We start from the raw sequence: 13,238 nt of genomic DNA, 5'->3' as shown, positions 1-13,238 counted from the left end.
TGGCGGCTGCTGCACAGGCTCCGCTACAGCCCCGCCTGCGTCACCATCAATGAGCCCTTTCCAACCTGGCTGCGACAGGGACCCGACAAGGCTGTCTGTCTGCAAGGATTGACGAACCTCCAGGTGACGGATCTATAGCGTGCGGGGCGAGTGCGTGAGCTGAAGGCGTGGTGCTGGCGGCAGCGGCGTAGGCGCTCCCGTCTCTGGTACGGCGCGGAACGCCTCGATCACGTAGGCGGCGAAGCGGCGGGAGGCCGTGGCCCGGGCGGCATGCGGCGTGTCTTGGAGGCCCCGGTGGGCTATGAGCATGAGGATCAGGTCGTCGATGACGAAGCCGGGACGCAGTTGGCCGGTCTTCTGGGCGCGGCGAGCCAGTTCGCCGACCGCGCGCAGAGTTTGCTCTCGGTCGGCGGTGAAGTCCATGGCCTCGGGGAAGGCCGTCATGAAGGCGTCGGCGAATCCCCGGCTGTGCGCGTGGAGTTCGCAGATCCGCTCGATCAGGCTCCGGAATCCGTGCCACGGGTCGGAGTCCGCAAGGGCGTCGCGGACGGCGGCCTGGCAGGCCCGCCGCTGCTCGGTGAAGGTCTCCACGATCAGTGCTTGCTTGGTCGGGAAGTGCCGGTACAGCGTGGCGGGGCCGACGCTCGCATGCCGGGCGACCTCGCGCATGGGCGCACTCAGGCCCTCTTCGCCGAAAACCGCGCGGGCGGCGTCCAGGATGCGGGCCCGGTTGTCGCGGGCGTCGGAGCGCACCGTCTGAGGCAATTGGTGGGTCATCGTTTCTCACTTTAGCCAAGCGGACGGGGGCGTCCGTTACGGTCCGATGGCGGTGCTGCCGCCCCGTCCCTGCACCTCGCCGGTGACGCTCGGCTGTCAGGGCGGACTCGTCGGCCATGGCCGCAGCAGCTGCGATCCGTCCCTCCACCGACTCGAGGAGCAGAGATGAAAGCCGTCGTGATCAGGACGTTCGGCGACCCCGATGGCCTGGAGGTCGTCGATGTACCCGCGCCTGTTCCTGCCCCGGGGCAGGTGAAGATCGCCACGGAGGCGATCGGGGTAGGTGGCGTGGACGCCGCGATCCGCCGGGGAACGCTTGCCGCCTACGGCTTCCGGGAGGGCCATCTCCTCGGCAGCGAGGTCGCGGGGAGGGTCGCCGCGGTGGGAGAGGGCGTGGACGACTCGTGGATCGGGCGGCGGGTGTGGGCGTTCACCGGCCTGTCCGGTGGGTATGCCGAGCAGGCCATCGCCGCGGTCGAGGACGTCCTCGCGCTGCCCGACGATCTGACCGACGCCGACGCGGTGACCCTCGGCGGCTCCGGCGTGGTCGCCCACTTCGCCCTGGAACGGGCCCGCTTCACGCCCGGCGAGACGGTGCTCGTGCGCGGTGCGGCGGGCAGCATCGGGATCACGGCGGTCCAGCTCGCAGCCAGGCACGGCGCGAGTGCGGTGGCGGTCACCACCTCGTCTGTGGAACGTGGCACCCGCCTGCGAGACCTGGGCGCGACCCATGTCCTTGACCGCTCCGGCGAGGGCGGCCCGGACACACCGGTGGGCTTCGACGTGGTGATCGATGTCGTGGGGGGTCCCCAGCTTCCACTTTTCCTGGACAAGTTGAACTCCAACGGGCGGTTTGTGGCTGTCGGTGTGGTCGGTGGGCAGCCGCCGGCGGACTTCGGCATGCGGCTGATGGACGCCTTCCGCAGGTCGTTGTCGTTCGCCACTCTCAGCTCTGACACCGTGCCCGGCCCCGACCGGCAGACCGTGCGGTCGTCCCAGTTCGCCGATGCTGCCCACGGGGACCTGCGCACGGTCGTGCACGAGGTGTTGCCTCTGGACCAGGCGGCGCTGGCCCACCGCCAGATGGACGCAAGGGAGGTGTTCGGCAGAGTTGTGCTGGCGCCCTGACCCGGGCAGGGACGGCGTTCGCGGCCCGGGTAACGAAATGGGGGCCGCTCAGGTCGTAGCCGACGACGGGCGCTGACGGTCACCACCGCCGGTGCCGGGCAAGTGCGTGGCGTGCCCGCTTACCACTGTCTCGTCCGGCACAGGGTGCGCCGCCGCGCGGCTCCGCGTGATGATGCCCTGGATGGCCGTGAGCCACTTTCCGACCTCAGGGTGATGTCACCGTACTCGGTGCTCGCCACCTTCTTGGAGGCATCGAAGGCCGCCTGTGCCAGGGTGCCGACCGCGCCCGCACGCCGCCGGTGCTGCGTCTGCGCTGAACGGGAGCCGGTTCGATCCCGGGGTCGGCTCGCTAGCCTCCACATCAAAGGTCAGGAAGATCTTCGCCAACCCAGCGTCATGCCGGTCACCGACGCCGGGGCCCGGCCACGGGAGAGGGCGCGCACGATTCCCCTCGCCGTCGGCGACGCCATGGGCCTGTCTCCCCCGGCAAGACGCCACCGCCAAACAGTTGCTGCGCCTCCTCACCGTGAACGTCTCCGGCGGCTGAGGCCGGGGCGCCAGGGAATCCCACGCTCTCCCGGGTGTTGAAAACGTTGTGAGTTCACCAATCGCAGAAACCCGATTCTCCGTGCTCGACCGCTCCCGCACGCGCGAGGGGCACGACGGCACCGACGCCCTGCGGGACACCGTGGGACTTGCCCAGGAGACGGAGCGGCTCGGGTACCACCGGTTCTGGGTCTCCGAGCACCACGGAGTGCCCGGCGTCGCCGGCTCCGCGCCCACAGTGCTGGCCGCGGCCGTCGCAGCCGCCACCCGGAGCATCCGGGTGGGGACCGGCGGCGTGATGCTGCCCAATCATCGGCCGCTCATCGTGGCCGAGCAGTTCGGCGTGCTGGAGGCGCTCTTCCCTGGTCGGATCGACATGGGCCTCGGCCGTTCCGTCGGCTTCACCGACGGGGTGCGCAAGGCGCTCGGCCGCGACAAGGACGACGCCGACGACTTCGCCGGCCAACTAGCCGAGCTTCTGGGGTGGTTCCGGGGCACCTCCGCCACCGGCGTCCACGCACGGCCCCCGGAGGGCCTGACCGTGCCGCCCTTCGTGCTGGCCATGGGCGAGGGCGCCGCGATCGCCGCCCGCGCCGGGCTGCCCCTGGTCATCGGGGACTTGAGAAACCGCGAGAGGATGCTGCGTGGCATCGAGCGCTACCGGCAGATCTTCCGGCCCTCCGAGTGGGCGAGCGAGCCGTATGTCGTCGTCTCCGGCACGGTCGTGGTGGCGGACACGCCGCAGGACGCCCACCAGATCCTGCTTCCCGAGGCGTGGTCGATGGCGCACGCGCGGACCCACGGCACCTTCCCGCCTCTGCCGTCGGCCGAGCGCGTCGGGTCCTTGACCATGACCGCCAAGGAACGCGGTTTCTACGAGGCCGGGCTCGTCGGTCACATGGCGGGCACCGAGGAGCAGGTGACGCACGAGTTGGAGGGACTGCTCAAGGAGACCGGGGCACAGGAGGTGCTCGTCACGACCAGCACGTACGACCGAACAGCGCTGGTGGACTCGTACCGGCGACTAGCCCGGATCGCCGGACTGGGACCGGCGTAGGAAGCGTCACTCGCTCCGCCCTCACGGGCCCCGCCTCCGCCACCGGGCGGCCGCAGGCCCAGGTCACTCAGACCCGGAGTGCAAGATGGGGACCGAGGTGATCGATGATCCGGTCCGCGGATGACTCCGAGACGCCGAAGAGCGGGGCGAGCTGCCGCATGGTCACGTTCGTGCGCCAGTAGGCGGCCACCAGCAGCACCCGGTCCTGAGGCGGCAGGCTCCACGGCCGGCCTTTGCGGAACCGGGTCCGCACCTTCACGGCGCAGGGCAGCCACCAGCTTGGCAAAGCAGCGCGGGCTCAGTCCGGTGAAGGAGGCTGTCCAAGACGGCTGCGACGCCGTGATCACACCAGCCACGGCCGAGATCATCACATGTGGGTGGGTGGCGCCACTGCCCTCTGGACGCGAAGTCCCCCCGGGCCACGGGCGGCAGAACTCCGCCGCCGCCTCACACGGGTCTCTCCCTGAAGCGAGACTTGGTTGCCGCGGCGCGTCAACCGCCGGTGGCGGGGGTCGGTGCGATCGGGCGCGGAAGAGGTCGCGCAGCAGGGCGATCTCGGCCCCGTGGTGCAGCAGTTGCCGGAGTGTCCTTGGCCCTGGTCCACATCATGCCGGTAGACGATGTAGAGCCCGGCTGCGGCGTCGCACCTGAGTGTGGTGGTCGCAGTCAGGACGGCCCGGGCGCCGCGCAGAGTGGGCCGGTTGGTGAACGCACGGGAAGTGAGGGTGATGTACCCGTCCATCCCCTCGTCATCGTTGTTAGGGCCGTGGCGATTGCAAGCATGATTGGGTCTTGGGCGGGGTCGTCGGCTCAAGCCGTCCGTACCTCTTCGGCCTCGTCGCGGGCACGAGCCGCGGCCGTGTGATCCCCGGCCAGGGCGTGTGCCTCGGCCAGGGTGTCGAGGCCGACGGCCAGCCACCTGCTGGAGCCAATCTGCCTCCAGAGCCTGACGGCGGCTTCGGCGCGCCTGCGGGCGGGTACCGAACGGCCCACTGCGAGTTGTGCCTCGGCGAGCGCATACAGTGTCGCCGCCTCGCCCCAGAGGTTGCCGAATTCCCGGTAGGTCCACAGGCTCCGGGCCAGCAGGCGTCGTCCTTCTCCATGCTCGCCCTGCCGGACCAGGATGTCCCCGAGCCAGCAGGTGGCGTGTGTGGCGCTGAGGCGGTCGCCGAGGTCCTCACTGATCGCGGCGGCTCGCCGGTAGGCGTCGGCGGCGGCCGGATAGGCGCCGAGTGCGCGATGGCTCTGGCCAAGACATCGCAGGGCTTGGGCCTCCCCCGGCCGGTAGCCTGCGACCCGGCTGACCCGCAGGCACTTCGTGAACCGCGCGACGGCGGCCTCAACACGTCCCTGCTCGAGGTCGATGACGCCGAGGCCATTGGTCGCGTAGACGAGGCAGTTGACGTTGCCTGCCGATTCGGCGAGCTCGGCGGCCTCTTCGAAATGGAGCACGGCGGAGGAGTACTGGCCGAGGAGCCGGTGCACATAGGCCAGCCCGGCCGTGGCACTGGCCCGATAGGTGGGCCCCTGACCCTCGGCGAGCAGCAGGGCCTGCTCGAAGTGGTTCAGTGCTTCCGGATAGCGGTCGAGGATGGTGGTGAGTTCGCCGAGGCAACGGTGGACCTTCGCGGCGCTGTGCCGGTCGCCGCTGCTCAGGGCCGCCTTGAGCGCCCGGTTCTGGAGCCTCTCCCAATCATCGAAGTGGCTGCCGACCTGGAAGAGGGTCGTGAGGGCGGTGGCAAGCCCGGCGGCGGGCGCGACGCCCTCCCCTCCGTCCAGTGCCTGCTCTGCCACGTTGATAAGGAACTGGCGTTCGTCGTTGAACCAGGCCAGCGGATCGGCGAGCAGCTGATCGGCCGCGGCCAGCCGCCAGGAGGCCAGGTCCAGCTGTGAGATGCCTTGGAAGTCGACGCTGAGGGTGTCCGCAGCGAGGTCGGCGAGGTGCAGGCTCGCGCCGAGCAACCGGGTGAGCGCGGCCGTACAATCCCGTTCCGGGACGTCCTGCTCCGCTCGCTCCCTGCCGAACATCCGTACCAGGTCGTGCAGTTGATAGCGGATTCCGGTGGCGTTCGCCGAACCGATCTGCACCAGGTGTACCTCGACCAGGTCGTCGAGGACGGCCTCCGCCTCGGACAGGCCCGCGTCCAGCAGCGCGGCCAGCGCCCAGGCGGCGAAGCTCGGTCCGGGCAGCAGGGCGATCATCCGTAGAGCGTGCTGCGTAGCCGCGGCCATCTGCTGGTAGGTCAGTTCGAGGCTGGCCCGTACGGCGATGTGGCCGACGGCCAACTCGTCGAGCTTGCGCTGCTCGTCGGCGAGGGCGCGCGCCACCTTGGCCAGAGGCCAGTGCGGTCGGGCGGCCAGCCGCGCACCGGCGACCCATACCGCCAGGGGAAGGCCACCGCAGGTTTCCACGATGGAGCGGGCCGCCCCGGACTCCGCGTCGGTCCGGTCCCGGCCCAGCATCTCGCGCAGCAGGTCGAGCCCCGTCGCGGGGGCCAGTACGCCCAGGGGGAGCCGGCGGCCGCCCAGTTCCGCCATGGTCGTCCGGCTGGTGATGATGGTGGCACAGCGCACGCCGCTTGGCAGGAGGTCACTCACCTGCTGGGCACTGGCGGCGTTGTCCAGGACGACGAGCATCTGCTGCCCTGCCAGCAGGGTGCGGTAGAGATGGACGCGGCCGGTCAGCTCCGCGGGCACAGTACCGCCGGGGATGCCGAGCGCGCGGAGGAAGGTGCCGAGGACCGTGAACGGCTCGGCTGGCTCGTCGCCGAAGCCCCGCAGATCCGCATGGAGCTGACCGTCCGGGAAGCGGGAGGCGAGCAGGTGCCCCGTACGTACGGCAAAGGCAGTCTTGCCCACTCCGGCGGGGCCGGTGACCAGCAGCGTCACCGGACCGGGCCGCTCTTCGCCAAGCAGCCGACGAGCCTCGTCCACCTCGTGCTCCCGGCCGACGAACAGTGACAGGTCCGCCGGGAGGAGCCGGGGTACGGGCTGGCGTGCCATCGGCGGGTTCACCACCGTGCCGCTCTTGCCGACCGGTTTCGTGGTGGCGGGCGGTGCAGCGGGACGGGGCACGGCCAGCTCCGGGGCGCCGGCGAGGATCCGTTCGTACAGCCGCCGCAACGCCGCGCCGGGGTCGACACCCAGCTCGTCGGCGAGTCGCCGCCGGGCGCGCTCGTACACCTGCAGCGCTTCGGCCTGCCGTCCGCACCGGTACAGGGCCAGGATCAACTGTCCGATCACCCGTTCGTCGAACGGATACGCCTCGGCCCGGGCGGCCAGTTCGCTCATCATCCCATCGTGCTGCGCCAGGCGCAGCCGCACATCGACCAGCTCCAGCTGGGCGGCCAGCCACTCGCCGTCGAGGAGGTGGCGCTGCGCGTTGAACCATGGGGTGTCCACCCCGGCGAACGCGCTGCCCCGCCACAGCGCCAAGGCTTCCCGCCACAGAGCCTCCGCTTGCTCGTCACTGCCCGCCTTCCGGGCCCGGCCCGACAGATCGCGGAAGCAGTGTGCGTCCACCACCGAGGGCTCGACCGCCAGCCGGTAGCCGCCGCCCCGCTCCCGTGTGATGGCCGTGCCGTCGGCCGCCAGTGCGCGCCGCAGCCGGGAGACGTATCCGTACAGCTTCCGGCGGCCGTACGTCGGCTCGGCTTCCCCCCACACCCGGTCCACCAGCGCGTCGGCCGACACCGCCCGGTCCGCGTCGACGAGCAACGCCGCCAGCACTCGCCGCTGCATCCCGTGCCCCACGTCGATCGGGACCCCGTTCCGCCGAACCTCGATGGTCCCCAGGATTGCGAAGCGCGTGGCCATCACACCCCCTGCGTCTCCCGATCATCTCCACGCCACACTCTGGGCGCCACCGACCTTTGGTCCTAGGCGGATTCAAGCTTTTCCGAAGGTTTGCCGACGCCGGCTCCCGGCACCGTGATGAGCACGTCCCCGGACTTCAGGAGAGTTTCCGCTGTTTGCACGCCTCGCGGTCGAAGGCCGGTGGCCTGCCGCCGCGGCTGCCGAGGCGTTTGCGGTGGGCGGTCGGGTCGGCGGGCTGCGGGATCACCGCCCGGATCCTGCGCCGACGCAGATGGAACCGGATCGCGCGGGAGGAGTACGCGTAATAGCCATGTGAGTTGGCTGTTGGGCCGATCCAGGCGGGGGCTGGGGAGACGTCTGGGACATACGCGGCGCCGGAGCGCTTCGACAAGAGGGCCGGTGTTCCAGCCCCTGCCGTGTCGCTTCGGGGCGCCGTACTTTGCCGTGGTTCGAGCCATGTCCAGGATCACCTCCCGATCAGCCGGAGCCGTCGAGCTCTTCACTAGAGCGAGGACCCTGAGCAGGGCTGGGGCCACGGATGAAACACACCCGCCCAGGCCGATCGACGCCATAACAACGTCGCGGGCGTTCGTTGGGCTACTTCTTGACCATTCCGCACGCCGGGGCGACAGCAGGGCGGCGAGCACTCCTCACTCCGCCCGGAGGCCACCTCCGCGGTCGCCCGCGAGGCCGCCCCGACCTCCTGATGCGGCGGGCGACGGCGAGTAGTCGTCGACGGTCACGGAGTTGTAGAGGCGTGCGCTCTTGGTGGTGAGGCGGACGAGGGCGCGGCTGGGGCCCGCGGGCAGGGCGGAGATCAGGCGGGCGCCCTGGGCCAGTCCCCACACGCCGAGGCGGGATGTGGGGATCAGGGTCTTCGCCGCGCTCAGCGCGACCTCGCGGCTGCCGCGCACGTGCTCCGCCATCGCGCGCTCGTAGGCGGGGAAGGCGCGCTCGTGGTCGCCGCCCGCCCGTGCCAGCTCTCCGGCGAGGACGTACGCGCCGACGACGGCCAGGCTGGTGCTGCCGCCGACGGCCGGACCGGGGCAGTAGCCCGCGTCGCCGACGAGCGTCACCCTCCCCCGGGACCAGGTGTCCATGCGGAGCTGGGTGATCGAGTCGAAGTAGAACGCCGGGGTGCGGTCGAGTTCGTCCAGCCAGCGGTCCACCTGGGCGTGCATGCCGGCGAACGCACCACGCAGCAGTTCCTTCTGCCGGGGCACGTCGCGGTGGTGGTAGTCGAGTTCGCGCTCGCTCCGGAACAGGAACAACGCCGCGCGTCACCGAGGTGCCGCGCGCCGTACATGCCGGCAGTGCGGCCGACGCCGACGTGGATGAGGAGCTCGCCGTCGAGATCGGAGACGTTCGGCAGGGTCAGCACCCCGAGGTAGGCCCCGATGAAGGCGTTGAAGCGGCACTCCTCATCGAAGACGAGGCGGCGCACGTTGGAGTGCAGCCCGTCCGCGCCGACGACGAGGTCGAAGCGGCGCGGCGCGGCGTTCTCGAACCGCACCTCGCCGTCGGGCGAGATCGCGGTGATCGAGTCGCCGAAGACGTACTCGACGTCGTCGCGTGCGGCGTCGTAGTAGATCTCGCTCAGGTCGTCGCGCATGATCTCGATGTGCCGGTCGGAGCCGGCGCTGAAGATCTTGGAGAGGTCCGCCCGGACGGGACGCCGTGAGCCCTCCCGGTAGACGGTCATCCGGTCCGTGCCGGTGGCCCGCTCCTCGACATGCGGGAGCACGCCCATCTTCTCCGAGATGTTCATCGCGGGCCGAAACAGGTCGACCGCGTGGCCGCCGGTCTTGCGCAGAGCCGGCGCGCGCTCGACGACGGTGACGGAGAAGCCGTGCCTGGCGAGCCAGTAGGCCAGTACCGGACCGGCGACGCTGGCGCCGGAGACGAGAATCCGCATGGCACCCCTCCCTTTCATTCAGTCCACCCGTGCGGCGTGGATCGCGGTGAAGGCCAGCAGGGGGGCGGCGGTCCGCGTCGGATCCTCCAGCAGGGGCGAGTGCCCGAGACCGGGCAGCAACTCGACCTTCGCGCCCGGGACGGCGCGGTAATCGGAGGCGGATGAGGATCGCCATCTGCGGTCGTCCTCGCCGAAGATCACCAGTAGCGGCTTGCCCAGGACCGTCAGCCGATCCGGCAGCGCCCGCTGCTCCAGGTAGGAGCGGGTGGCCCGCATCGTCGTGGTGAACGTGTGGTGGGTCATACCGCGCACGTCGTCCAGGAGTTCTTCTGGGATCTGGTAGCCCGCGCGGCTGAAACCCGTGCTCGCCATCCGCCGGAGCTGCTCGTCGGTCGGCGGCCACTGCGAGGGGCCGATCGCGGCGGACTCCGGTGCGATGAAGGCGTCCAGGCTGGGTCCGGTGTTGACGAGCGCGAGCGCGGTCACCATGTCGGGCCGCTGTTCGGCGAGGGCGGTGGCGACCACGCCGCCGCTGGAATGACCGACGACCACGGCGTGCTCGACGCCGAGCCGGTCCAGCGCCACGCCGGCCCGACGTGCCTGGTCCGGGATGGCGTAGCTGCGGTCGGCCGGCTTGGCCGACCGGCCGTGCCCGAGCAGGTCGAGCCGGATGACGCGGTGAGAGCCGGTCAGCAGCGGAACCATCGGGTTCCACGAGCGGGTCGAGGATGCGGACCCGTGGATGAGCAGGAGTGCGGGGGCGTCGCGGGGGCCGTCCTGGCACACGTAGATGTCGCCGTCGTCCAGCGACAGGGCTGAACTCTCGGTGGCCTCGGCGCCGCCGTTCGCGTACGGACCGCCGTCAGAAACAGTCATGAGCCCACTGTCTCCGCCGGTACGCGCCGGTGGATTGGACGAATGTTCCCCTCAGCCGGCTCACATAGCATGGGCTGATGCGGACCTTCGTGCACGGTGCGGCAAGGTGGGACGTCGAATGCCCGCGGCGGCCCAGCCGGGTGGCCGGTGTCACCATGGCCGGGTTCCGCGTCCGTGACCTGGAAGCACTCCGGATAGTCCCGCACCCGGCCGTGACGCTGCTCCTGGAGTTCGGCACCGGTTCGCCCGTCCTTGACTGTGCCGCAGGGCGGCAGCAGCGGGGAAGCATCGTCGCCGGGCCCGGGCTCGGGTCCGCAGGCGCGGTTCAGGCGCGAGGAGAGAACGTCGAGTGCGTGCAGGTGCGCCTGTCCCCGGTGATCGCACGCGCGATTCTGGGCGCCTCCCCCGCCGACCTCGACGGCGCCGTCGTGTCCCTGGGCGACCTGTGGGGCCGGGAGGCGTCACGGATCCGCGAGCAAATCGGCGATCTCTCGTCGTGGCAGGATCGCTTCGCGTTGACGGACGCGCTGCTCACCCGCCGGCATGAGGCGCGGCCGCCGGTGGACCCGGAGGTGGCCTGGGCCTGGCACCGGATCGTCGTCAGCCGTGGCCTGACCCGGGTCGACGGACTCGCGGCCGAGGTCGGGTGGAGCCGTAAGCGGCTGTGGTCCCGGTTCCGGTCGCAGCTCGGCCTGCCGCCCAAGCGCGCCGTGAAGCTGGTCCGCTTCGACCATGCCGCCCACCGCCTGGTCGCGGGTGAAGGCGCGGCCCAAGTCGCCGCCGACACCGGCTACGCCGACCAGTCCCACCTGCATCGAGACGTCATGGCGTTCACCGGGGCAACCCCCGCGACCATGGCCGGCGAGCCGTTTCTCGCCGTTGACGACATCGCATGGCCCAGCCGCGGAACAACCGCATCTCTCACCTCGCCAGGGAGCTCCGGCTCGGTCGCCGGCCGGAGGTGAGACGGCTACCGCTGTGAACGTCGCCGCGGTCACCTGTGCCGGGCGCGTCCGGCGACGCTCAGCGGTGAAGGGAGCCGGCCCTGCCGGCCAGACCGCGACCGGCCCCAGGTCGAGGCGCTTGTCCATGTCGAGGCGCAAGGTGCCGTACGGGTTGACGCTGGACCAGAACAGCGCGGTCAGGCCGCGCCGGTCCTCGTCGCTCAACTTCTTCGCCCACGCCGGTTCGGCCAGGACCTGCTGCACCAGCAGGGTGTTGGCGTGGACGAGGGCGGACTGGAGCCGGTGCAAGGCGAGCATCGAGGTCTCAGTGCTCCTTGTCCTGGAGCCCGCCGTGGATCTCCCGGCGCAGACCGGGGCTGCCCAAGTAGCCGCAGGCGAAGACCGTTCGAACCGCGCGGCCGAGTTCTTGAAGCGCGGCGTGGCGTGGAGACACCTACTCGCCGACGTGTGCCGTGAGCAGCGGCTGGAAGAAGCCTGTCTCCTGCGGCATACGCCACTCGGGGTCCACGAACCCCGCGTCGGCCACGAGGCCGGTCAGCCGGTCGCGGGCGAGCGCCCAGTAGACGGTCCGGCGGACCTTGACACGCCATTCTCCGCCCGTGGGCAGGAGCTGGAAGTGCTCCACGTCGTAGTGCTCGCCGTCCTCGTGCCAGTGCCAGAGCTGGAAGGTGACGGTCCGCTCTCCCCCGTCCGCGGGCCGGTGGACCTGTGGGAGCGCCGATGCGGGGCGATTGCGCAGCAGGTCGTCGTAAGCGCGCGTGCTGAGCAGCAGCAGGCCGCCGGGACGCAGCACACGGCGCATCTCCGCCAGGGCGGCGTGGACATCCTGCTCCGTCAGAAGGTGGGGCAGCGCGTTGTCGGCGCAGACGACGGCGTCGAATCGGGCATCGGGAAACGGCAGGCGCCGCATGTCTGCGGCAGCCGCGCGCAGCGTCACATCCCGGTGGCCGGCCTCACGGGCAGCACGGGCAACGGCGCGGGAGCTGAGGTCCGTCCCGGTGACGCAGTGGCCGCGCAACGCCAGGCCGATGGCCTGCGTGCCGATGCCGCAGGAGCAGTCGAGCACCACCGCGCGGTCTTGGCCTATCAGGGCGTCCAAAGCCTCCCCCTGTCGGCGGATGCCGGTGTCCCAGTCCGCATAGAGCAGGTGGTAGTCGTCGGCCAGTTCGTCGTAAAAATCTGCCACCGAGCCCACGGTCATGGCCCGAGGCTACTGTTCATGACCAGCCGGAGGCACCGGAGTTACCAGTCACATCAGGGTTGCCGGAACGCCCTCACTGACGACGCTGCCGTCAATTCCCCGGCAGCGTTTGTCCACCATTTCGGGAGGTAATGGGCACCGGCCGCCGAATCGGAATGTGCATGGGGTGTGACAGGACCAGCCCCGACTTTCCGACCAGCGGTCCGGGGCGGGCCGGTGTGCTGATGCATGCGCACGACGCGGCGCGAGCCGGCCGCGATCTGAGACCTGCCCGTCTGTGACGGGCTGCTCCTACCGCAGCGACGGATGCGACGTCGTGCTCACGGTCCACGGTTCCTGGTCCACGCCCACTCCGCCCATCGTCATCCCCGCGAAGAGCCCCACGATCCCCGAGACCACAGCCAGCAGCACGCCGGCCCAGTGCGGGACGACACCCAGCAGGTACGGCACGGACAGGAGCGCGCCGGCCGTCGCGATGAGCAGGTGTGAGGCATGCTCCTTCGGGAAGTACCGGGACGGCCGGGGAAGGGGTGCGACGGCGAGAGCGGTGTCGGTCTGGCACACCGGTGCGCGGCGGCATGGGCGAGGTGTTTGTCGCCGACGGCTGTGCGGAAGGTGCCGCCGGACATGGCCTGGAGACGGACGGTCCGTCGCCTGCCGGTGTCGTGCTCGGCCACCAGCTCGATGCAGTAGGTGCTGGAGGTGGGATCTGACCAACACCGTTCCCGGTCGAGTACCCCCTGCCCGCTTACTCGCCCGGCCTCAATCCCGTCGAGGGCGTGTGGGCACACGTCAAACGCAGCCTGGTCAACCTCGCCGTCGTCGCCCTCGACCGCCTGGATACACTCGTTCACAACCGGCTCAAACGCCACCAAATACCGGCCCGACACCCTCGATGGCTTCAGCGGGCACCGGCCTCACCCTCGACGTTCCAGCGTCACCTTGACGAGCCGAAGT

At 70.6% G+C, this 13,238-nt stretch carries 10 protein-coding genes and 4 pseudogenes; 4 read left to right on the top strand and 10 right to left on the bottom strand.

Going from position 1 to position 13,238, the window contains the following annotated elements; genetic code table 11:
- Positions 1-132 precede the first annotated feature (132 nt).
- Positions 133-777 (bottom strand): TetR/AcrR family transcriptional regulator, encoded by a 645-nt coding sequence (locus ACWGJM_RS20650; RefSeq protein ID WP_453413129.1) that lies wholly within the window; start codon positions 775-777, stop codon positions 133-135.
- A gap of 165 nt (positions 778-942) precedes the next feature.
- Here ACWGJM_RS20650 and ACWGJM_RS20645 point away from each other — a divergent pair, with 165 nt between their 5' ends.
- Positions 943-1,905: a zinc-dependent alcohol dehydrogenase family protein gene (locus tag ACWGJM_RS20645; protein WP_453413128.1), complete on the top strand. Its 963-nt coding sequence runs from the start codon at positions 943-945 to the stop codon at positions 1,903-1,905.
- Positions 1,906-2,500: 595 nt separating this feature from the next.
- Positions 2,501-3,508, top strand: a complete 1,008-nt coding sequence (locus ACWGJM_RS20640; protein ID WP_453413127.1) for an MsnO8 family LLM class oxidoreductase — start codon at positions 2,501-2,503, stop codon at positions 3,506-3,508.
- Positions 3,509-3,581: 73 nt separating this feature from the next.
- On the opposite strand, the pseudogene ACWGJM_RS20635 reads toward ACWGJM_RS20640, so the two are convergent.
- The 6 genes and pseudogenes from ACWGJM_RS20635 to ACWGJM_RS20610 form a co-directional block, all read right to left on the bottom strand.
- A pseudogene (locus ACWGJM_RS20635) lies at positions 3,582-3,864 on the bottom strand (helix-turn-helix domain-containing protein); the annotation flags it as partial.
- 454 nt (positions 3,865-4,318) lie between these two features.
- Entirely contained in the window at positions 4,319-7,324 is a 3,006-nt protein-coding gene (locus ACWGJM_RS20630) for a BTAD domain-containing putative transcriptional regulator (RefSeq protein ID WP_453413126.1), read from the bottom strand.
- Between the two features lie 142 nt (positions 7,325-7,466).
- Positions 7,467-7,625: pseudogene (locus ACWGJM_RS20625) on the bottom strand (IS5/IS1182 family transposase); the annotation flags it as partial.
- Positions 7,626-7,974: 349 nt separating this feature from the next.
- Positions 7,975-8,505, bottom strand: a complete 531-nt coding sequence (locus ACWGJM_RS20620) for a hypothetical protein (RefSeq protein WP_453413125.1) — start codon at positions 8,503-8,505, stop codon at positions 7,975-7,977.
- Complete coding sequence (locus ACWGJM_RS20615; protein ID WP_453413124.1) at positions 8,397-9,239, bottom strand: FAD-dependent monooxygenase; 843 nt, start codon at positions 9,237-9,239, stop codon at positions 8,397-8,399. The genes ACWGJM_RS20620 and ACWGJM_RS20615 overlap by 109 nt, the downstream gene beginning before the upstream one ends.
- A gap of 18 nt (positions 9,240-9,257) precedes the next feature.
- Positions 9,258-10,115 carry an alpha/beta fold hydrolase gene (locus ACWGJM_RS20610; protein ID WP_453413123.1) on the bottom strand — a complete coding sequence of 286 codons (858 nt, stop codon included), beginning with the start codon at positions 10,113-10,115 and terminating at the stop codon, positions 9,258-9,260.
- A 77-nt stretch (positions 10,116-10,192) separates the two neighbouring features.
- On the opposite strand from ACWGJM_RS20610, the gene ACWGJM_RS20605 reads away from it, so the two are divergent.
- Positions 10,193-11,080, top strand: coding sequence for a helix-turn-helix domain-containing protein (locus tag ACWGJM_RS20605; RefSeq protein WP_453413122.1), 888 nt, complete (start codon positions 10,193-10,195; stop codon positions 11,078-11,080).
- Positions 11,081-11,230: 150 nt separating this feature from the next.
- Here ACWGJM_RS20605 and ACWGJM_RS20600 read toward each other — a convergent pair.
- From ACWGJM_RS20600 to ACWGJM_RS20590, 3 genes and pseudogenes are all read right to left on the bottom strand, one after another.
- Positions 11,231-11,513, bottom strand: a pseudogene (locus ACWGJM_RS20600) (Tn3 family transposase); the annotation flags it as partial.
- Complete coding sequence (locus tag ACWGJM_RS20595; RefSeq protein ID WP_453413121.1) at positions 11,514-12,281, bottom strand: class I SAM-dependent methyltransferase; 768 nt, start codon at positions 12,279-12,281, stop codon at positions 11,514-11,516.
- 291 nt (positions 12,282-12,572) lie between these two features.
- Positions 12,573-12,845: a hypothetical protein gene (locus ACWGJM_RS20590; RefSeq protein WP_453413120.1), complete on the bottom strand. Its 273-nt coding sequence runs from the start codon at positions 12,843-12,845 to the stop codon at positions 12,573-12,575.
- A gap of 176 nt (positions 12,846-13,021) precedes the next feature.
- Here ACWGJM_RS20590 and ACWGJM_RS20585 point away from each other — a divergent pair.
- A pseudogene (locus ACWGJM_RS20585) lies at positions 13,022-13,227 on the top strand (IS630 family transposase); the annotation flags it as partial.
- Positions 13,228-13,238: the final 11 nt, after the last annotated feature.

Source organism: Streptomyces sp. NPDC054834 (assembly GCF_053611185.1).
Note: the sequence above shows the minus strand (reverse complement) of the source record. Positions and strands in the feature narration are given on the sequence as shown.

What these genes read in the sequence shown, in the direction of transcription:
- ACWGJM_RS20605 (WP_453413122.1), top strand. Translation starts at nt 10,193, where the DNA reads ATGCGGACCTTCGTGCACGGTGCGGCAAGGTGGGACGTCGAATGCCCG.
- ACWGJM_RS20610 (WP_453413123.1), bottom strand. Translation starts at nt 10,115, where the DNA reads ATGACTGTTTCTGACGGCGGTCCGTACGCGAACGGCGGCGCCGAGGCC.
- ACWGJM_RS20595 (WP_453413121.1), bottom strand. Translation starts at nt 12,281, where the DNA reads ATGACCGTGGGCTCGGTGGCAGATTTTTACGACGAACTGGCCGACGAC.
- ACWGJM_RS20650 (WP_453413129.1), bottom strand. Translation starts at nt 777, where the DNA reads ATGACCCACCAATTGCCTCAGACGGTGCGCTCCGACGCCCGCGACAAC.
- ACWGJM_RS20645 (WP_453413128.1), top strand. Translation starts at nt 943, where the DNA reads ATGAAAGCCGTCGTGATCAGGACGTTCGGCGACCCCGATGGCCTGGAG.
- ACWGJM_RS20620 (WP_453413125.1), bottom strand. Translation starts at nt 8,505, where the DNA reads ATGCACGCCCAGGTGGACCGCTGGCTGGACGAACTCGACCGCACCCCG.
- ACWGJM_RS20630 (WP_453413126.1), bottom strand. Translation starts at nt 7,324, where the DNA reads ATGGCCACGCGCTTCGCAATCCTGGGGACCATCGAGGTTCGGCGGAAC.
- ACWGJM_RS20615 (WP_453413124.1), bottom strand. Translation starts at nt 9,239, where the DNA reads ATGCGGATTCTCGTCTCCGGCGCCAGCGTCGCCGGTCCGGTACTGGCC.